19 protein-coding genes are annotated in these 20,331 nt (G+C 42.9%); 7 read left to right on the plus strand and 12 right to left on the minus strand.

Going from position 1 to position 20,331, the window contains the following annotated elements:
* Nucleotides 1-5: 5 nt before the first annotated feature.
* Nucleotides 6-1,358 (minus strand): aromatic amino acid transport family protein, encoded by a 1,353-nt coding sequence (locus MSG37_RS07630; RefSeq protein WP_248469986.1) that lies wholly within the window; start codon nucleotides 1,356-1,358, stop codon nucleotides 6-8.
* Nucleotides 1,359-1,913: 555 nt separating this feature from the next.
* Between MSG37_RS07630 and yjjX the strand changes: the two genes are divergently transcribed.
* The 5 genes from yjjX to MSG37_RS07655 all read left to right on the plus strand — a co-directional run bounded on the left by yjjX (nucleotide 1,914) and on the right by MSG37_RS07655 (nucleotide 6,624).
* Nucleotides 1,914-2,453: an inosine/xanthosine triphosphatase gene (yjjX, locus tag MSG37_RS07635; RefSeq protein ID WP_248469987.1), complete on the plus strand. Its 540-nt coding sequence runs from the start codon at nucleotides 1,914-1,916 to the stop codon at nucleotides 2,451-2,453.
* Between the two features lie 105 nt (nucleotides 2,454-2,558).
* Complete coding sequence (locus MSG37_RS07640) at nucleotides 2,559-3,494, plus strand: bifunctional helix-turn-helix transcriptional regulator/GNAT family N-acetyltransferase (RefSeq protein ID WP_248469988.1); 936 nt, start codon at nucleotides 2,559-2,561, stop codon at nucleotides 3,492-3,494.
* A gap of 146 nt (nucleotides 3,495-3,640) precedes the next feature.
* Nucleotides 3,641-4,684 carry an NADP(H)-dependent aldo-keto reductase gene (locus MSG37_RS07645; protein ID WP_248469989.1) on the plus strand — a complete coding sequence of 348 codons (1,044 nt, stop codon included), beginning with the start codon at nucleotides 3,641-3,643 and terminating at the stop codon, nucleotides 4,682-4,684.
* Between the two features lie 97 nt (nucleotides 4,685-4,781).
* Nucleotides 4,782-5,993 carry a cysteine desulfurase gene (locus MSG37_RS07650; protein ID WP_248469990.1) on the plus strand — a complete coding sequence of 404 codons (1,212 nt, stop codon included), beginning with the start codon at nucleotides 4,782-4,784 and terminating at the stop codon, nucleotides 5,991-5,993.
* Nucleotides 5,994-6,180: 187 nt separating this feature from the next.
* Nucleotides 6,181-6,624: a SufE family protein gene (locus MSG37_RS07655; RefSeq protein WP_248469991.1), complete on the plus strand. Its 444-nt coding sequence runs from the start codon at nucleotides 6,181-6,183 to the stop codon at nucleotides 6,622-6,624.
* Nucleotides 6,625-6,765: 141 nt separating this feature from the next.
* On the opposite strand, the gene MSG37_RS07660 is transcribed toward MSG37_RS07655, so the two are convergent.
* Nucleotides 6,766-7,665 carry a hypothetical protein gene (locus MSG37_RS07660; protein WP_248469992.1) on the minus strand — a complete coding sequence of 300 codons (900 nt, stop codon included), beginning with the start codon at nucleotides 7,663-7,665 and terminating at the stop codon, nucleotides 6,766-6,768.
* Between the two features lie 293 nt (nucleotides 7,666-7,958).
* Between MSG37_RS07660 and MSG37_RS07665 the strand changes: the two genes are divergently transcribed.
* Nucleotides 7,959-9,605 (plus strand): methyl-accepting chemotaxis protein, encoded by a 1,647-nt coding sequence (locus MSG37_RS07665; RefSeq protein ID WP_248469993.1) that lies wholly within the window; start codon nucleotides 7,959-7,961, stop codon nucleotides 9,603-9,605.
* An 85-nt stretch (nucleotides 9,606-9,690) separates the two neighbouring features.
* Here the strand turns inward: MSG37_RS07665 and MSG37_RS07670 are convergent, their stop codons facing one another.
* The 7 genes from MSG37_RS07670 to norR form a co-directional block, all read right to left on the minus strand.
* Entirely contained in the window at nucleotides 9,691-10,128 is a 438-nt protein-coding gene (locus MSG37_RS07670) for an HNH endonuclease signature motif containing protein (protein WP_248469995.1), read from the minus strand.
* 394 nt (nucleotides 10,129-10,522) lie between these two features.
* The gene (locus tag MSG37_RS07675) at nucleotides 10,523-10,897 is read right to left on the minus strand and encodes a PH domain-containing protein (protein ID WP_248469996.1); all 375 of its coding nucleotides are present in this window, start codon (nucleotides 10,895-10,897) and stop codon (nucleotides 10,523-10,525) included.
* 53 nt (nucleotides 10,898-10,950) lie between these two features.
* A complete protein-coding gene (locus MSG37_RS07680; protein ID WP_248469997.1) occupies nucleotides 10,951-12,900 on the minus strand; it encodes a U32 family peptidase in 1,950 nt (649 codons plus the stop codon).
* A gap of 186 nt (nucleotides 12,901-13,086) precedes the next feature.
* The gene (locus MSG37_RS21385; protein WP_348984458.1) at nucleotides 13,087-13,194 is read right to left on the minus strand and encodes a zinc ribbon domain-containing protein; all 108 of its coding nucleotides are present in this window, start codon (nucleotides 13,192-13,194) and stop codon (nucleotides 13,087-13,089) included.
* Between the two features lie 311 nt (nucleotides 13,195-13,505).
* Nucleotides 13,506-13,622: a zinc ribbon domain-containing protein gene (locus tag MSG37_RS07685; RefSeq protein ID WP_248469998.1), complete on the minus strand. Its 117-nt coding sequence runs from the start codon at nucleotides 13,620-13,622 to the stop codon at nucleotides 13,506-13,508.
* Nucleotides 13,623-13,682: 60 nt separating this feature from the next.
* Entirely contained in the window at nucleotides 13,683-14,000 is a 318-nt protein-coding gene (locus tag MSG37_RS07690) for a cupin domain-containing protein (RefSeq protein ID WP_248469999.1), read from the minus strand.
* A gap of 47 nt (nucleotides 14,001-14,047) precedes the next feature.
* Complete coding sequence (norR, locus tag MSG37_RS07695) at nucleotides 14,048-15,640, minus strand: nitric oxide reductase transcriptional regulator NorR (RefSeq protein WP_248470000.1); 1,593 nt, start codon at nucleotides 15,638-15,640, stop codon at nucleotides 14,048-14,050.
* 258 nt (nucleotides 15,641-15,898) lie between these two features.
* Between norR and hmpA the strand changes: the two genes are divergently transcribed.
* Complete coding sequence (gene hmpA, locus MSG37_RS07700; RefSeq protein WP_248470001.1) at nucleotides 15,899-17,101, plus strand: NO-inducible flavohemoprotein; 1,203 nt, start codon at nucleotides 15,899-15,901, stop codon at nucleotides 17,099-17,101.
* A 108-nt stretch (nucleotides 17,102-17,209) separates the two neighbouring features.
* Here the strand turns inward: hmpA and MSG37_RS07705 are convergent, their stop codons facing one another.
* From MSG37_RS07705 to MSG37_RS07715, 3 genes are all read right to left on the minus strand, one after another.
* Complete coding sequence (locus MSG37_RS07705) at nucleotides 17,210-17,881, minus strand: nitroreductase family protein (protein ID WP_248470003.1); 672 nt, start codon at nucleotides 17,879-17,881, stop codon at nucleotides 17,210-17,212.
* Nucleotides 17,882-17,911: 30 nt separating this feature from the next.
* Nucleotides 17,912-18,448, minus strand: a complete 537-nt coding sequence (locus MSG37_RS07710; protein ID WP_248470004.1) for an SRPBCC family protein — start codon at nucleotides 18,446-18,448, stop codon at nucleotides 17,912-17,914.
* 446 nt (nucleotides 18,449-18,894) lie between these two features.
* A partial coding sequence (locus MSG37_RS07715; protein ID WP_248470005.1) for a YadA C-terminal domain-containing protein occupies nucleotides 18,895-20,331 on the minus strand: 1,437 nt, incomplete at its 5' end.

The raw sequence follows: 20,331 nt of genomic DNA on the forward strand, positions 1-20,331 counted from the left end.
CTTTATTAAGACAGTAATCCGAATAGGATTGCAGTCATTGCAAGTAAACCAGCAACCACTACGAAGATGTTGCTGAAACGACCACGGTACGCTGCTAGAGCTGGTACTTTGTGAATCGCATACATTGGCATTAGGTAAAGAATAGCCGCGATGATTGGGCCACCTAATGCTTCAATCATACCTAGGATGCTTGGGTTAATAATTGCCACGCCCCAGATAGTGATGAACATGAAACCTAAAATAAACTTGTTTAATTTAGAGTCTGAAACTTCTTTACCACTTGAACGTAATTGCTTAGTGATTAGACCTTTCATACCTTCAGTAGCACCCATGTAGTGACCGAAGAAAGAAGAGATAATCGCAACGAAAGCAATGAATGGACCGAAGTAGCTTACAAATCCACTCTCATGTACGTTTGCCAAGTAAGAAAGAATTGGCAAGTTTAACTCTTTTGCTTCAGCAAGCTGTGCTGGAGATAGAGATAGTACACATGACACTACGAATAGCATTACGAAACCAACTAACATCAATGTAGTGTTACGTAGGATAACGTCTGCTTTACGTGCTGCATTAGCACCGTGCTCACGCTTTAACGATACAGAGAACTGTGAAATCGCTGGTGAGTGGTTAAAAGCAAAAATCAATACTGGGATAGTCAACCAAACTGTACCTAGGAATTCACCTGCTGCAGGTACAACTTCTAGTGCGTCCATCTTCCAGTCTGGAATTAGGTAGAAAGACATGAATGCTAAGATAGCAACTAATGGGTAAACCAATAGCTGAGTCACTTTAAGCATCATTTTTTCACCAGCAACCATTACTGACATCATAGCGACAATTAAGCCACCAGATAGCAACCAGCGTGGTACACCAGATACTTTATCCATGATCTGCACACCAGCTTCTGTTAGCATAGGTGCGCCATCAGCTGCTAAACGTGGTACTTCCACGAAAATGTTTAGCTGGTTAACGATAAAGCTTTCAACCGTGTTAGTAATACCTACACCGTAGATCAAAACGATTGGGTAGATAGCAAAGAAGTAAAGCAAAGTGATTGCCTTACCTGCACCAACACCAAAGTGCTCTTCTACTACGTGAGTAATATCGCTGCCTGGCTTGCTTGATGAACAAACAAAGCGTGATAGACCACGGTGAGCGAGGTAAGTCATTGGACCGATGATGGCAACCATCATCATTAACGGCCAGAAACCGCCCATACCAGCGTTAATTGGTAGGAATAAAATTCCGGCACCAACTGCTGTACCAAATAAACTTAACATCCAAGTGGTATCTTGACGTGTCCAAGGCAGCGACTTGGTCGTTGCCGTATCTTTTGTTGTGATCGCGTCTTTTTGCATTCTTGTTACCTTGATGGTGCTGAGAAACACCAATAAATTTTGATCTCAGGAGTATTTTCGCGGTTAAGAGTATCCTAATGCACGCGCTAAAAATTGATCTGAGTTCATATTCTGTAATTGATTTTCACAATGTAATCATTCTGTGAGCTAGATCTCTTTAATCACGTAATAAATTTTCATTTATCACCAATAAAAATAACCGTATCGAACCCTCAGTTAACATTAAGTTTACTTAAATCATGAGATGCTGATATAAAACTTCGCAATAAGATTTTTTGCTCGCGGACATAGCTCACAAAAAACCACATTTAGATACATCACCCAACAACAAGGACGCATTCCTTGAAACAGATCACGTTATTTGTGACCACTTATAAGCTTGGCATTAGCTAAACTAATGCAAAAAAATGTAATTTTATTTTGAGCACTCGTTACCAATTATAAGAATTAGCATTTTATTGCAACTTCAAGCCAAAAACTTACAGATGAAGCTAAGCATAAATTGCAATACACTAGTGTAATTAGCACTGTCTGTACTCGAGAAAAATAACCAAAATGAAAGCAAGTATTAGCATTATAGTCGGCTCTAAAAATCCAGTTAAAGTTGCCGCAGCCCACAACGCCCTTGAACGTCTTTTTCCTGAATATGAAATCCAATGCCAAGGAGTTGATGCCCCCTCTTTAGTCGCCGATCAGCCAATGACAGAAGCGGAAACTAAGCTTGGTGCCATAAATAGAGTGAAGTATTGCCAAAACCAATATCAAGCCGACTACTTTATTGCAATGGAAGGCGGGGTTGACCTATTTGAAGACGGCCCAGCAACCTTTGCTTATATTGCCATTGCTCATAACTCTCAGGTCAGTATTGGCCGTGGCGCACAATTACCGCTGCCAATGAAGGTGTATCAAGCATTAAGCCAAGGCCAAGAACTTGGCCATGTGATGGACGCAATGTTTGATACCGTCAATATTAAACAAAAAGGCGGTGCTATTTCTTTGCTCACTAATGGTAATGAGACACGCCAAAGCAATTATACTCAAGCAATAATGCTAGCCATGGCGCCCATGCTTCACCCTGAACTTTACGCTAATTAAATTAATTAGCTTCAACTTGATTATTTTTAACTAAATAAACTTGATTTTAAAAAACAGTGCTCGTAAGTTAGATGCTACTCGCAACTAACTTACGAGCACTGTTTGATGAATCAAGCTCAACCTAAATCAGCATCACAGCTGCGCCGCCTTTCCAGACAACTAATTCGTCAACTGGGATTATTAGATGCAGCCTGCGGTAATCAACCATTATCTCCGGTACAAGCCCACGCCTTAATAGAGCTCGGCGAGAACACTTACGCCATCAAACAACTTGCGACACTGCTTAATATCGATAAATCCAATGCCAGCCGCGCAGTTAGCCATTTGGTCGACAAAGGTTTTGCTACCACGCAAGCTAATCCACGTGATAATCGCAGTCTTGTGGTACAAATTAGTGCTAAAGGCAAAAAGCAGTTATTAAAACTTAATCAGCAACACAACCAGCAATTCAGCGATATTTTGGCTCAATTACCCGCAGAGCATATCAGTGAACTTGAAATATCCCTCGCCCGTTACAACAAAGCGGTTATGCACTCAAAGAGCCAACAAGGCTATAAAGTACGCAGTATTACCGAACAAGATAATGCGCAAATAGCACAAGTGATCCGCCAAGTGTCGGCAGAATATGGCTTAACGGCAGATAAAGGCTACGGCGTTGCCGATAAGACTCTCGATAGCTTGAGCGAAGTTTACCAACAAGATAATGCTCATTATTGGGTTATTGAACGTGATGGCAAAGTGCTAGGTGGTGCAGGTATCGCTCCCTTAGCAGGCCAAACTGGTGTTTGTGAACTGCAAAAAATGTATTTTGCCAATGAGCTGCGTGGCAAAGGATTTGCCCGGCGGTTAGCCCTTGAAGCGATAGCATTTGCACAAGCGCAGCAATACAACGCCTGCTATTTAGAAACCACAGCTAACTTGATTGAAGCAATAAAGCTGTATGAGTCGCTAGGCTTTACTCATCTCGACGCGCCTTTAGGTAACACAGGCCATGACGCCTGCGAAATTACCATGCTCAAGTCGTTAGCTCCTAGCTCCTAGCTAATATTAATCAATAGCAAGCTTGTCTCTAGTGAGCTGGGAATTAAGTAAGGCTTAACCGTCATACTCGACATAAGTTAATAGTTTTTATGGCTAAAGCTTGCTAGCCTCAAAATAGGTGTTATTCAGGTAATAAGTGAGTTTTTATGGAATATAAACGTCTTTCGCATTCAAGTTTACACGTTAGCCAAATCTGTTTAGGCACCATGACTTGGGGCGCTCAAAATACCCAAGCACAAGCATTCGAACAACTCGATTACGCCATAGGTGAAGGTGTTAACTTCATCGATACCGCAGAGATGTACCCAGTTCCTCCTGAAGCAGAAACTCAGGGTGAAACTGAACGCATTCTAGGTAACTATCTAAAGCAAAGAGGCAATCGCGATAACCTTATCATTGCCAGTAAGGTTGCCGCTCCCGGTGGTAAGAGCGATTATATTCGCCCAAATATGGCATTAGACTGGCGTAATATTCATGCCGCCGTTGATGCATCTCTTGAGCGTTTACAGCTCGACACGATTGATCTTTACCAAGTCCATTGGCCAGACCGAAACACTAACTTCTTTGGTGAGCTCAGTTATAACCAGATAGATGAGCATGAGAAGCAGACTCCGATTATTGATACTCTTGAGGCGTTATCTGATCTAGTGAAGGCTGGTAAAATCCGCTACATAGGTATTTCTAACGAAACGCCTTGGGGCTTTATGGAGTACCTATGCTTAGCCGAGAAACATGACTTACCTAAAATTGTTTCAGTGCAAAACCCCTATAACTTGCTTAATCGTAGCTATGAAATCGGCATGGCAGAAATAAGCCACCGTGAAGAAGTACCATTATTGGCCTACTCACCACTGGCGTTTGGTGCGTTATCAGGTAAGTACCTTGATAATCAGTGGCCAGAAGGCGCAAGAATGACGCTATTTAAGCGCTTCGCACGTTACACTGGCACACAGATGGCGTTAGATGCGACTAAAGCTTATGTTGAGCTAGCACAAGAGTTCAATATGAGCCCAGCGCAAATGGCGCTGGCATTTGTAAACTCAAGAAGGTTTGTGGCTTCAAACATCATTGGTGCAACGAACCTTGAGCAACTAAAGCAGAATATCGACAGCATTAACTGTGCTATTTCGCCAGAATTACAACTGCGCCTCGATGAGTTGGCCTTGCAATATCGCATGCCTTGCCCATAAAAAAGGCATAAATTAGCAGTCTTACCTTGCTTTAGGCGCACAGATCTTACAAGATCTGCGCGCCTTTTTATTTTACTCATAACCTCGGATCAGATTTATGGATCTCTCAACGCTGCGGTCACAGTTTCCCACACTTGCTCAATCAAATGATGGCTACCCGTTATGCTATCTTGACACCGCTGCTACCAGCCAAAAACCTCAGCTGGTGATTGATGCCATGAATCACTACTATCAATGTGATAATGCCAATGTTCACCGCGCAGCGCACCAGCTATCAGCCCGCGCCACCGGCCAATATGAAGCGGTACGCGATAAACTGCAGCGATTTGTTAATGCCAAACGTCGTGAAGAGATTATTTTTACCCACGGCACCACCGAATCCATCAATATGGTGGCCCATGGCTTAACGGCTCATATTAAAGCAGGTGCAGTGATCTTAATTGATAGTGCTGCTCACCACGCCAATATTGTGCCTTGGCAACAACTCGCTAAACGTACGGGTGCGTTAATCAAGCCTATTCCACTAACGGCTGATTGCCGCTTAGATCTAGCGGCCTACAAAACATTATTGGAGCAGCAACCTGCTATTGTGGCGCTGAGTCACGTATCCAATGCATTAGGCACACTTAACCCTGTTCACGAGCTCGTAGCATTAGCAAAGCAAGCCGGTGCACTGACGTTAGTTGATGGTGCACAAGCTATCGCTCACCTTAACGTTGATGTTCAGGCAATTGGTTGCGATTTCTATGTTTTCTCAGGCCACAAAATGTATGGCCCAACAGGTGTCGGCGTGCTTTATGGCCGCTTTGATATACTTGATAGCTTATGCCCGCTTTTGACTGGCGGTGAAATGATTAAAACCGTTAGCTTTGAGCACACAGAATTTAATATCCTACCTAACCGTCTTGAGGCCGGTACGCCACCGATTGCTGAAGTGATAGGTTTAGGCGCTGCAATCGACTTTATTCAAGCCCTGCCTCGTGAGCAAATTCATGCCCAAGAGCAAGCTCTGCTCAACTACCTGCAGGATGAGCTCAGCAAGTTAGGCGACATCGTGCTTTACGCCGCCCATAGCGACAATATTGGCGCAGTGGCGTTTAACTTAGCCGATGAGCATCATCAAGATGTGGGCATTTTGCTGGATCAACAAGGTATAGCGGTACGCTGCGGTCATCACTGCGCCATGCCGCTAATGCAAACTTTAGGATTAAAAGGCTGCTGCCGAGCATCAATTGGGGTTTATACTAATAAGGCCGATATCGACAACTTCATTAATGCAATGAAGTCGGTAAAGGATTTGTTGTTGTAACTGAAGGTTCTAGGAAAAGCAGGTCCTAGGTCCTAGGTCCTAGTTAGAGCAAAACAGCCTGAGGCTTTTGGCTTTTCCTAGTCGGGCTTTAGCCCGCCCTCGAAGCGAAGCGCCCTAGAGCCTAGCTCCTAGATCCTAAGAAAAGCTAAGCACATTTTTATTTAATCAATTCAATTTAGGTCATCTAATGAGTCAGTCAGTTCAACCCGCTAATGCACAGTTTTTAACTGCAACCCTTGATAACGATCTACAAGCGACATTAACGTTATTTGAGCAGGCTGGTAACTGGCAAGAGCGTTATCGTCAAATAATGTTACTCGGCAAAGCGCTGCCAAAACTTGATGAAGAACTACGTGCTGATAGTGCACAGGTACGTGGCTGTGAAAGCAATGCATGGCTTTATCACGCAGAGATTGATGGCTTACATTACTTTATCGCCGACAGCGATGCTCGCGTTGTAAAAGGTTTAGTCGCACTATTATTAATTGCCTGTAATGGCAAAACGAGTGCTGAAATCAAGGCTTTTGAGCCGAACGAATTTTTTGCAAAACTAGGGCTTGCTGGCCAACTGAGTCCCTCGCGCACTAATGGTTTGCTGGCATTGGCTAATGCGATAAAGGCAGTGGCGTAAGCCGTTCCAATAAGAGCCAAATAACATAAAGGAGCTACAACTTAGGTTATAGCTCCTTTAATTTTATTCCGGCGCATCAGTAATACGATGCCTGACAAAAATCAGACTGAGTTACTAATCACCACAAGTTCAATCAATGGATTAGAATTTCCAATCCATTTTTAGCTCGAAGTTATTTTCACCTTGTAGCTCGCCATCGAGCTGATGATTTGCCCAGAACTCAAATTCTAAACCTTGGTTTGGCAGCTCAAACGTTGCCATAAAAGTTGCTAGCATTACGTCATCATTTTCAGACTGCCAGCCCAATACAAGATCCTTTTCTGAGCCATACTCATAAACCCACTCAGGACCTAATGATAGTGTCAGCGGCAATGCGCTGGGCACTATATAGGTCATAAGCAAACGGGCTTCGACTTCATGGCCGCGCTCACTCATTTGTAACTCGTTACTACCCGATTTATCAAGCCAGTCATCTTGGAATGCATAGGAGTAGTCGATACGTGGCTCAACAATCCATTGCTGCCAAGGTGTAGCGTAAACCGCTTCAATTTTAAACTTGGCTTCATAACCCTCAAAGTTGCCTGACAGGTCGCTAGCATCTTGAGCTAAATGATGGCGCTCAACATCGACATCAAACCAACGCTCAAAGCGCCAATCGAATTTGATTTGTTCCGCTCCAAGTAACTGTTTAGCCTTATACTTAACACCAACACCAATAAATTGGTTTACATGCTTCTCATGGTAAGACTTATCTAAACTTCCACTTGTATGATCAACCGTTTTATCTTCCCACTCATAACCTAAATGGAAATAAGGATTCAACCCATAAAACTCAGGATCAAAGCTAAATAGTAATTTGGCTTGATAAGATGTACGTTCTTTCTTTTTCGCGCTATCAATTAATGAACCGCCGTCACCTAAGCTAGAAGAGTGAACATTAACACTATCTCTCACTTTTACTTTTTGTTTTAATTCAATATCAACAGCTGATGCTGTTTGGCTAAAAGCTAAAGCCGAAAATAAAACCAAATACCCTTTCACTGTTTAGTCCATATTCATTATTAATTTTGAAAAGACCTTTTAATACCAAAAAAGAATAAAATCAATTCATTTAACAAAACATATAAACCAAAGGAGTAAAAAGTTTATAATTCAATTAATGAAAAACCGATATCCACTTTATGGATATCAGACATCACAACGCATAAAACATATAAAAACCAACAATCATTAATGAAACTTAATAATTTGCACATTAATCATCAAGCATTTATTTAATAAACGATGTATATTTCACATCAAAATTATCAAACATTATGCAGCAAGGTTTTTACATGTTCTCGTTTAACAACTTGTCTTTTAGAATTAAGCTTACAATTCCGATTTCGATTATTGCTTGCCTATTTGCAATGATGTCTATATCAACAATTGCTATGCTGGCTGCAATTGAAAAAGACAGTGAGCATATTGCTAAGGCTTACTTACCGACCCAGACACTATTGTTAAAAGCTGATACTGACCTGCACCAAGCTATGCTTGCAGAGAAGAGCATTATTGCCGTAACAGCAAGTTCGCAAACTGAATATAAAGAGCTCTTTGATAACTACATTAAAAATATCAATCAAGCAGCTAAACGTGTACCAAGTTACCAAAACTTAATCGAGCTTAATTTAGCGCCAAATTTAAATAATGAAATAAACCAATATCTAAATTTGAGCCAGAAGTGGCAAAAAACAACATCGACATACTTTAAGGAGCCTAATGAACATAGTGTTGACACACTAATTCAGGTCTCATTAAATAATGAAGTTGTGTTTGAACAGATGCGAGATATCGTTGATGTGTTACTTAACGCTACTTTAGCGGCCTCTGAAGACTCAGTCGCACATGCAACCAATGAAATTAACTACAATCAAAATATAACCTACTTAGGCTTAGCACTTGGATTATCTTTGTGCTCACTAATTATTATATTTTTCCCTGGACTAATTACCTCTCGATTAAATTTACTGTTAAGCCAAATTCAAAATATTGCTAAAGGCAATGGCGATTTAACCGCCAGACTTGAAATAGACTCAAAAGATGAAATAGGCCAAATTGCCATTGAGTTTGATCACTTTATTGAAAAGCTACAGACCCTATTAGGTAATGTCATTAATATCGCAGAGCAGCTGACACATGCTCAACAGCAGATGTCACAGCACGCAACAGATGCCAATAGTGCGATGTTGGAGCAGCAAGACGAAGTAACGGCAATTTCGCAGTCGATTAATGAGATGGCCCAAGCTGCACTCGAAATCGCTAACAGCGCAGAGCGTGCTGCCACTAATGCCAATGATTCAAACAGTGCCACTCAACAAGGTCTCGCCGTTGTTGATACCACTAAAGAAAGCATTTATGCACTTGCGACTCAAATGGGACAAGCAAGCGATGTGATAAAATCACTACAAGAGAACTGTCTAGAAATTGGCTCAGTGGTAGATGTAATTAATAACATTGCTGAGCAAACAAACTTGTTAGCGCTTAACGCAGCAATCGAAGCTGCCAGAGCCGGCGAGCAAGGTCGCGGCTTTGCAGTTGTCGCAGATGAAGTGCGCACACTTGCCGGCCGCACTCAAAAGTCAACGACCGAGATCCATGCAATGGTGCAGCAATTACAGCAAATCTCCGCGCAAGCAGTAAAAGCCATTGTTGATTCAGGTCAGCAAACTGAAGGCGCAGTTAATCACACCGATAATACTGGCGTTGCTTTACATCAAATCGCCACATCAGTTTCGCAGATCAGTGATATCAATACCTCGGTGGCTTTTGCTTCACATCAGCAAACCGACGTTACCGCTGCGCTAAGTGAAAACATGAATAGGATTAACTTACAGATTAATACGCTAGCCCGCAGTACAGAACTGACAAGCCAGTGCTGCCAAGATATCGACTCAATGAATCAAGCATTACAACAGCAATTAGCTAACTTTAAAGTATAAGCAGACAAGCCGTGATCGCTAAGATCACGGCGGTTTAGTTTAGCTGCAAGCACTATAAATGCAGTAATCACTAGCGCTACCAACTCTAACGCCACTTTTTATCTGATAGGTTAGACTTGCCTTTATTACAATCTTCGCAAAGGATTTGTAAATTGGTGAGTTCGAGCTCTAATTCTGGGTATTTAGAGCGAGGTTTAATGTGGTCAACATGCATTATGGCGCCTTGCGCTGGTGTAGTACCGCAACATGCACAGCGAGAGCCGTACAACTCAAACGCTTGCATCCGTAACCTTAACCACTTTCCTGATTGATAAAAATCAGGCTTTGATTCATTGGTAAAAGGTAACGCCTGCCAATCATCATAACGCTCAGGAGCTTGATCGGGCGCAATCAAGATAGCATGACCATCAATGCCTTGCTCTTCATTAGTTTTTAACCACTTATATATTGCTTTAAGCGCGCCCTTCTCCGTCTTATAAGGCTTACTTCGCCGACTCTCACTCTGGAACGTTACCGACCACATACTCAACTCCTTTTGCTATTTACCACTTTCAAGTCGCTATTCGCCATGAATTAGTTTGCCAAAAATCACTCTGAGTAGCTCAAATTCTGACACTGATTGGTATAAGGTAACATTGACTAGAGGTAAAGTGACATAAGGACAGATTAACCCATGAATGGGTTTATATAGAAAACCCGCTGTCTCTGATGCAAAATTGGCAGCCAGATATTTATCAAGTACAGGATTAAGCGCTTACTTTAGCAAATAGGCAGTTGCGGCAAACAGAAATTATTGGGCAGGATAGTTTAACTAAGCCGGGCTGGCAGTGGCAAAATCGCAGCTAATACATTTATCGATTAATCGCTGCGATTAGCATTTGCTTACTTTGAGAACCTATAGAGAGTTTATAGAGAACCTATAACGACATATTGGCGATGGTCTTTTGAATACCAACCACGTCAGTGCCACGCTTGAGCTCTTTCACTAGCGGATCTTTTTGACCAGAGATCCAAATCTTTAACTCGGCGTCCATGTCAAAGGTGCCGGCGGTTTCCACTTCAAAATGGGTAATCGACTTGTATGGCACAGAGTGATAGCTCACCTTCTTACCGGTTACACCTTGTTTATCGATTAAAATAAGGCGTTTATTGGTAAACACGAACATGTCGCGAATCACCTTATAAGCCAAGGTTAGTGACTCATTGTCGGCCATAATCGGGCTTAACTCTTGGGTTAACTCATCCAGGTTGACCTCTGAAGCATTGCCCATCAGCGAATCTAATAATCCCATGTCTATTTTCCTTAATAGTGTGAGTAAATTGGATCCGCCGACGTGCGAGGGATCTAATCAGGTGTGCGAACTTGTCTGTTTTCGCCAACCACCATCATTTCACATTTCGGGCAGTCAAACACTAGCTTAAGCACATCTTTACCAATTTCTAAAACCATAGGATCGGCCTTGATCCCCGGCACTTCTTTTGGACAAAGGTTAAAGTTAAAACGTAGGCAATGCTTAGTGACCATAAGAGGCACATCTTCGCTAATACCATTTTTCTCATAGGTGTCTTGAATTTCAATCACGCCATGGCGCTGATAGAAGGCTTTCGCTTGCTCGTTAGCCACGTTGCCTAAATAGCTTAAGTGCTTAACTGGATACACGGCGTCTTGATTATATTTCCACGCTTTAGGGCGCACGTAATCATTGACTCGTGCTTGCTCTAACGCAGCAACGGTATCACGGCGTAAACCGTTTAATAGCGAGGTAGGGATAAACCAAGTCTCACTGGTTTCAATTAAAATATTGTGGGCTTTAAAGTCAGTGCTACCTAACTTGGCAAGCTGCTTACGCAGACCTTGCTGGGCTTTTTCAACATCAGTTGCCACGGTTTTTTCAACCTCTAACGACTGAGTTGCACTGTGCCCATAAACATCAGTCATAGTCAGAGATACGCCATCTGCCGTATCGGCTAATACGATATTAACACCGATAATACGCTTTGATGACTCTTTAGCCAGTACAGCTTCAAAAGCTTGGTTATGGTTACGATAAATCGTCATGCCCACTTTAAGCTCTTTTGGCATACGCAGCACAAATAGCTTTAAGCCTTCGGCGCGGTTAACCCGCAGCCCTTTTAACTTATCATCAGATTGTATAGCTTCTGCGTAATCGCTTGGGAAGAAGCACAAGCCGTCACCATTATTAAAGGTTTCCGTCGAGGTGACTTCAATAAAGTCTTTACCAATATGCTTAACGGTTGCCACTTCTTCACCAATGTATTTTGGCGAGCGGAAGTCACTCACGCCTTGGCTACGTTCATTAACAAAGTAATCGGTACGGCCACGGTTGAAAGTCTTTTCAGGATCTGGCGTAAAAGTGTGTTCACAACGACCATGAGATGAAGCGACAAACTCACTGCGACGAGCGATGATCTTGTCTAGTTCTTGGCGATAATGGGCGGTGACATTTTTAACGTAGCTTAAATCTTTTAGACGACCTTCAATTTTAAACGAGCGCACGCCCGCATCAATCAAGGCTTCTAAGTTATCGGTTTGGTTATTATCTTTAAGTGATAACAAGTGCTCGTTTTGCGCTAGGACTTCACCTTGACGGGTTTTAAGCTCGCCCGGTAAACGACACATCTGCGAGCATTCACCGCGGTTAGCGCTGCGGTTGCTGAATGAGTGACTTAAGTTACATAGACCGCTATAAGCAACGCACAATGCACCATGAATAAAGAACTCAATTTGCATGTTGGTCTTAGCGGCAACATCGCGAATTTGGCTTAAGCCCAGTTCACGGGCAAGTACCACTTGTGAGAAACCGACCTGCTCTAAAAACGCCACTTTTTCAGGGCTACGGTTATCCATTTGCGTGCTAGCGTGCAACGCAATAGGCGGCAGATCAAGTTGTAAAATACCCATGTCTTGTACAATAAGCGCGTCCGCGCCCGCTTCGTACACTTCCCAGATAAGCTTTTGCGCCGCGTCTAATTCGTCGTCCATCAAAATGGTGTTGATGGCGACAAACACTTGGGCGTGATATTGATGAGCAAACGTACATAAGCGAGCAATGTCTTCAACACTGTTACCCGCCGTTGCGCGAGCACCAAAAGCCGGACCACCAATGTAGACCGCGTCAGCACCATGGCGAATTGCTTCGATACCATAGTCGGCATTTTTAGCCGGAGCCAACAACTCTAAACGGTTATTTTGCATCTCTAGTGGAATATGCAGCGCGTCATTAGGCGTGTCGTCTGGCTTATCGCTAGGAGTATAAATGCCAACATTGCTCATAAAAATCACTCAAAAAGGGTTAACACAAATATTTTGGGCGAAGATTATAGCAAAAACCGCCCGCTTTGGCGTTAGCTAATATAAAATCATTTTTTGAACGATTTGCTGTTAATTTCAGCACTGAAATAATGGACTAGTTTTAGCCGCCACTAATACCAATCAGTATAAGCCAACAGCCATATCTTGTTATGTGAACAGATCAAAGGCATTACCCAGCGCTGATGACTTGCCTTTATAAAACTCGGTGTAACTGCAATTTGAGCAAGTTACTGTAATACCAATCAGTATAAACATTTAGTCACTCAGCGAGAGTTTAGCGGTTTTGAGGCAAGGTCATTAAGTGCTCCTGCTTTAATGACATTCACCACATCCATGTGGTTCGCAACGAGCGAAGGGCATAGTTGAACTAGGTTCAAGTTCCCTCTTTGTTTGTTAAGAGCCACAGCATCAGAATCGCTAAAACTCGCCAGTCTGGAACGTTTTTGGCTGCCTACTTCTGCGTTGAATAGATTTTTAAGGGAATAACCATTATTACAGCTATTCGCCTTGAATTAGTTTGCCAAAAATCGTTCTGAGCTGATCAAATTCTTATATTGATTGGTATATTAACGCTTGTTTTGCATATCAAAAATACGTGACCAAAAACCACCTGACACGCGAATTTCACCGGTTTCAAACTCGCGTTGATTACACTTGGGGCACGCGCATTTATCATGTTGCATATTGGCTCCTATCGCTGGGTTTATCAGGGGTTAACTTAGCACTTAATAGTTAGTCAGCGTTTAATAATGCACCGCTAACCAAATAGTCTCTACCTCTTCACTTGTCCAAGCAACCCGATGCTTCACATTAGCGCCAATATTAATGTGCTCCCCCACAGTTAACTCAACTTGCTCGCCATCGACAAATTCAAGTGTGGCAGCGCCTTGCATCACCATCACCCATTCACTGTGAGCTTGATCGTACCATTGGCCTTTAGGTGTCACATGGGCTTTAGAAATGATTCTTTCAATCAACACTGTATCGGTTTTAACGATTGGCTCGAAGACTTCTTGTGATAAATCACCTGGTAAATCGCTTAAAATATTGTGCTTTTTCATCTGCGTTCCCTGTTGAATAATCAATGCTATGCTGCATATCCTCAGCTTTACTCCGGCTTAACCTCAATACGCTTGCTGACTCGAATACCTAAACGCTTAGCGAGCCGATTTAAGTTCGCGCGGTCCACCTGCAATCGTGCAGCGGTAGCAGACCAGTTACCATTTTGCTCTGACAGGTGCTGCAAAATAAGTTGCCGCTGAAAATCATCAGTTTGCATCTTAAGATTAATATCAGCTTGCGCAGCATCCTTATACGCATTATCCGCCTGCAATGGTTCACCACCGTTAAGTGCTTTATCTTTCGGTAACATCAATGCCAAATGAGTCAAACCAATACGCACTATTGGCGAATGACTGTCGCTTTTGGCTCTTAACGCCGCACGGCTAATCACATGCTCTAGTTCACGCACATTGCCAGGCCAATCGTAATCACTTAGCACCTTGATGGCATTTTTAACCAGAGTCAGTTGCGTCATGCCCAGCTTTCGGCGGGTCGATTCAATAAAGTAGCCGCATAACAGACTAATATCGCCCTCACGCTGCCTAAGCGGCGGAACAGCAACGGGGTAAACGCTTAATCTATGGTATAGATCCGCGCGAAAACGCCCCTGTTCGACCTCGTCACGTAATTGCCTGTTAGTCGCAGCGACAATACGCACATCCACATACTCAACATCATCTTTACCAACCACTTGGATCTCTTGGTTTTGTAGCACTCTGAGCAGTTTGCTTTGCGCCGCGAGTGGTAACTCACCAATTTCATCTAAGAAAATAGTGCCGCCGCTGGCTAAGTGAAACTTACCTGTACGGGTACGTTCTGCCCCCGTAAATGCCCCTTTCACGTGCCCAAACAGCTCACTCTCTATTAAGTTCTCTGGCAAGGCTGCACAGTTAACATAAACTAACGGCCCATCACGTCTACTTGATTGTCGATGCAATGTACGGGCGACTAACTCTTTACCTACACCTGTCTCGCCTTCAATCAAGATTGAAAAATTCGATGCCGCTACCATCTCAATTTCTTGTTTGAGTTTACGCATACTGGCGCTCTCGCCAATCAGTTCGCCGCCATCTTTAATCAGTGCTTCGTGAGTAAGCTCTGCCACCACTTGTTGATTGTGCTTTGAGTGTTGCTCTAGTTGCTGCAGCATCATGGCGGTCTTTAGCGTGGCAGCAGACATAGCGGCAATAATATCTAAGGTGCGGTTGGGGATGTCATCAAAAACATTAGGCACCATGCTGTCCAGTGTAAGCACGCCTATAAGCTTATTATCAGATAACAAAGGTAGCCCCATACAAGCATGTACCGGTAAATCACCTTCATGAGCTAATAGCAGACCGTCATAGGGATCGGCTAACGGACTGTCGGCAGCAAATCGTAGTGGCGTGGTTGATTTGCAGATCTGCTCAAAACGGCCATGGGCAGCTATTTCAAAGCGTCGGCCCAAGGTTTCTTTAGTCAAACCTTGTAACGCTAGCGGCTTAAGGTAGTCGCCTTGCACATGCAGTAAAACGACCGCGTCACATGGCACAGCCTGCCGCACTGTACTGAGTAAGCGCTCGAACCTGTCGTTGGCTGTCAGACTATTAGTTAGATTTAATGCTAGCTCTATTAAAGCGGTAGAAGATATTTCACTCACTGACGATAACCTTATTTGTGCATGCTGAACCACTCGCTTGCTCAAGCTTAGCATGCGGTCCCTAAAAAGCACAAAACCGACCACAAGAGTCAAAAAGACTACACAACCAAAGAGTCATTTAGACTACAAAAACATGGTTAACGCCCTAAAAAGCCAGCATAAAGGCCTTTTTATAACTTGGCATAGTTCTCGCTATACAAGGCTTAAGACCTACGCGTTCGCACTCGGGACGTTAAATAATCAATAAAGGATATTTAGATGTTATCTGCAAAACATATCAGCACAGTCAAAAGCACTATTCCACTACTTGAGTCAGCTGGCACTGCGATTACCGAGCACTTTTATCAGCGCATGTTTGCCCATAACCCAGAGCTAAAGCATATCTTTAACTTGAGCCATCAGCATTCTGGCGGCCAACCCGCGGCGCTTTTTAATGCTGTCGCGGCCTATGCTAAAAATATCGATAACTTAGGCGCACTAAGCGGCGCAGTAGAGCGTATTGCCCACAAACACACTAGCTTTGATATTAAACCAGAGCATTACCCAATTGTGGGTCATCACTTATTAGAAACCTTACGCGAATTAGCGCCTGATGCCTTTACGCCAGATGTAGAAGAAGCGTGGGCTGCAGCTTATGGCGTGTTAGCGGGCATTTTTATCGATAGAGAAGCTACGCTGTACCACAGAAATGCAACCGAAGTCGGCGGCTGGAAAGGGGCGCGTGAGTTTAAGGTTATCGCTAAAACCAAAGAGTCTGAGCTAGTGACTAGCTTTGTGCTTGCTCCTGTGGACGACAATGCAGTGATTGATTTTGAATCAGGACAATATTTAGGTGTCAGTGTTGCACCAATTAACCATGACTACCAAGAAATTCGTCAGTATTCATTATCAGACAAACCTAACGGCAAGCAATATCGTATTTCAGTGAAAAAAGAAGCCGTTGGCGTGCCTGGAGTGGTATCTAACTATTTGCATGATCACGTAAATATCGATGACACGATTGACGTTTACCCTCCAGCGGGCGATTTTCATTACGAAGAGCGCGAAGCACCAGTGGTGTTGATCTCGGCTGGCGTTGGTGTCACTCCCATGCAATCAATGCTAGAAATGTTGGCGTCGAAGTCGTTCGCAAAACCTGTGTTCTATCTGCACGCCTGTGAAGGTGTCGAGCAACATTCATTTAATCAAAGAGTTAAGTCACTGGGACTACAACTTAAGCTTGAACACCATACTTGGTACCGTGATATCGGTAATGCCAATGACGTAGTAAATACCACCAACATCCATCAAGGCTTTATGAATCTTGCTGCACTTAAAGATTCGTTACCACTAACTGATGGCGATTATTACCTATGTGGACCGGTGGCCTTTATGCAGTTTGCCAAACAGCAATTATTAGCGCTTGGGGTTAGCGATGATCGTATTCACTACGAAGTGTTTGGCCCTCATTCTGATCTGTAAAACCCCTAAGGATGTTTAAACAAGTCATATAAACAAAGCTTACACAAACGGACGCCTATTGGCGTCCGTTTGTGTATAGCGGGTTGAAAACATATTTAAATAAATTACTTAGATAAAGTCACAGATCTCAGCAAGGGATTTTTTCTGCAGTGCATGCTCTGGCACTGTGGCATCGTCACCAGGGTAGCCTGCAATAATCAGCATATACGGCCGCTCATTGGCATTATCGCGGCCACAAACCTTACTTAAAAACGACATAGGTTTGGGTGTATGGGTCAAGGTACCTAAGCCTGCGTTATGCAGCGCTTGAATTAAAAAGCCAGTCGCAATCCCTACCGACTCATGTACGTAATAATTGGTCTTTTGCTCACCCTCTTCTTCCGAGCGTTTCTTACTAAAAATGGCAATCAACCAAGGCGCATGTTCAAGGTAAGGTTTCTCAGCGTTAGTCCCTAAAGGCTTTAGCGCATCAAGCCACTCTTCCCCTGCTCGGCCAGCATAAAAAGCTTGCTCTAGCGCTTCGGCCTCATGGCGAATTTGCGCTTTTATTTCAGGGCTATTAATGGCAACAAAATGCCAAGGTTGATGATTAGCACCATTAGGCGCGGTGCCTGCGGCTAGAATACACTTCTCGATAATTTCTTTTGGTACTGTGCGGTCTGAAAATTTACGGATTGAATGACGACGCTGCACCTGTTGATAGTTTTGCTCAGCGCGCTCAAGCATTTCTGCTTGCGGATATTCAATAAAGTCATTCAGTGGATGGTGTGCTTGCGTCATATCGAATCCTTGATTATTGCATTTTGGCTATTATTGAGTCTCAACAACTGACTTAAGCTGATCTAACCCTTGGCTTAAATCTTTACCTATCATGCCTTCAAAATCCATAAACAGAAACATCAAATTCATTGGGTAATCTAAGTGCCCATCAAAACCCCAAGTAACCTGCGTTTGATTCGGTGACAAAGCTTTTGCTTCCATAAAGGCTAAGTCTGTTGATTCAAAGGGTCTAAAGAACCTCAACTCATAATCAATACGTCTGCCCTCATCTATACGCAAAATTTCTTGCTCACCAGCTCCCACATCTTCTTTATCACTTTGCCAACCAGCAACAAATCCTTCCATGCCATCAGTGCCTCGATAACTCTTTTGCATATCAGGATCCATCTGCGCCCACACGCTATAGTTATCTTGGTTTTTAAGGTACTTAATATAACCAAACACCTCTACAACGGGTTTATCTATGGTGACTTGCTCGGTTACTGAGTAATTTTTATCGACAAACAAGGCCACTATGAAAGGCAAGGCAATAATGGCTAAAATTAATAATAGGAATTTCTTTAGCATGATGATTACTCTTAATTTGAAGCTCAGCAGGCCTTAATCAAACCTAACTAAAAGGTAAATTAAGAATAAACATATTATTAACAAAATGACAAATCGGGCAAACATAGAATGGATATAACTTCACAGCTATAAAACGATGGTTAATAAAAAAGCACCTTGTTAGGTGCTTTTTAAACTGGGATTTCGTAACTTTGAAGCCTTGCCATTATTGGTTTTCGATAAACTAGCAATTCTTTTACGCCTAAATACGAAAGCTAACAAAGGCTCATCAAATGACGGTAACTGTAAGTGTTCATCGTCTGCATTTAACCTTACGAAAAACCGACCTTCTATTTCAACAATCCCTTCAGGTAACATAGTTATCTCTTTGAGTTTGCCGTCCTTGGCAAGGGGTTTAACAACCTTTCAGTAAGTCAAAAACACCTACTTTATGACTCTTAAGGTTCTTAAAACTGATATTGAACACCAGCTCCAAATGAAACGTCAGAATCAGAACCTGTTGTCGCATTGACTGAACCAGAAACACTCCAACCAGTATCAACAAAGCTATGAGCAACACCGATAGCTACCGCAGAAGCATCACCACTAAAGCCTGTACCAACACCTACTGCTGTGCCACCATTTGTCAAGAAGGGACGCGAGTTGCTGATAGCATGTGAGCTTGCCATAACTGAATCCATTTGCTCTTGAACATCATTTTGGAAGTCATTCATTTCAGAGTTGTACTTAGCCATTAAGTCATCTTCAAAAGACTTAAACTCAGTATCAAGGTAATCTTTCATTTGCGCTTTTCCAGCATCAACCTTTGCAGTCTTCCAATCTTTTGCAGCGCCTTGACCTACAGAACCAAACTCATGATCACGAGGGTTAAACTCTGGATTGCTAGGCTCAGTCGGTGCAATTGGTGAAACCCCAGCATCTGGCTTATTATTTTTTAGGCCGTTAGATGCTGTCTTTAAGGTTTCAGCAGCTTTACCAAGTTGTGCTTGCATAGTCGCACCCGCTGTTTGCAGACCATCACGAAGATCTTGGTCGATGCCATTGCCTTCTACTGGAATACTTGGGTTATTACCTGCTTGAAGTTCAGCAATAAGTGCATCTTGTGAATCCATGCGAGCTTGCATTGCTTGAAGTTGTGCCATTAGAGCATCAGCTCCTGTAACCAAAGTTGATTTGGCCGTTACAAGTTCTTTGCTCATAGTTTGCTTCGCGGCTTGTAACTCAGAATTCATACTTTCAACAGCAAGCTCAAGGCTATCTTTACCATTCGCAACACTATTCTCGTTTTCAGCAACTAATGCGTTGACGTCATCAATTTCAGCCTGAACCTCAATCTTTGCCTGCTCAAGCCCGTCAATCAACTCATCGTTACCAGTACCGTCTGATGGTGGATTGATACCTTCATCACCAGAGTTAATACGATCTATTTGTGCTTGCAGATCTTTTAACTGGGAAGTTAACGCAACCTCCATATTCGTCGCGGCTATTTCTAGGCTAACCTTGCCATGAGAGATATCATTAGCATTTTGCATCGTAACGTTAGTCATTAGCTCTACGTTAGATGTAAGCTCATACACCTCTTTCGCTTGTGCAGTTAAATGGTCGTTTAAAGCAATCCCTGAAGCCTTTAGTACATCTTCTTTAACTGCTAATTCATCTGAAGCTATTTCAAAATCTAGCTGTGTTTGATTCGCTTGATTTTTAGTATCAATCGCAAGCTGAGTAACAAAATCAAGCTCAGACTGAACCTCTACCTTCGCTTTCTCAAGACCCGCTATTAGCCCCTCATCAATACCACTTCCTGGTACACCAACTTCATTGCCCAAGTTATCAATTTGAGTTTGTAAACTCTCAAGCTCTTTAGTTAGTTTAACCTTAGACTT

Origin of the sequence: Shewanella sp. 1CM18E (assembly GCF_023161665.1) — a bacterium.
GTDB lineage: Bacteria > Pseudomonadota > Gammaproteobacteria > Enterobacterales > Shewanellaceae > Shewanella.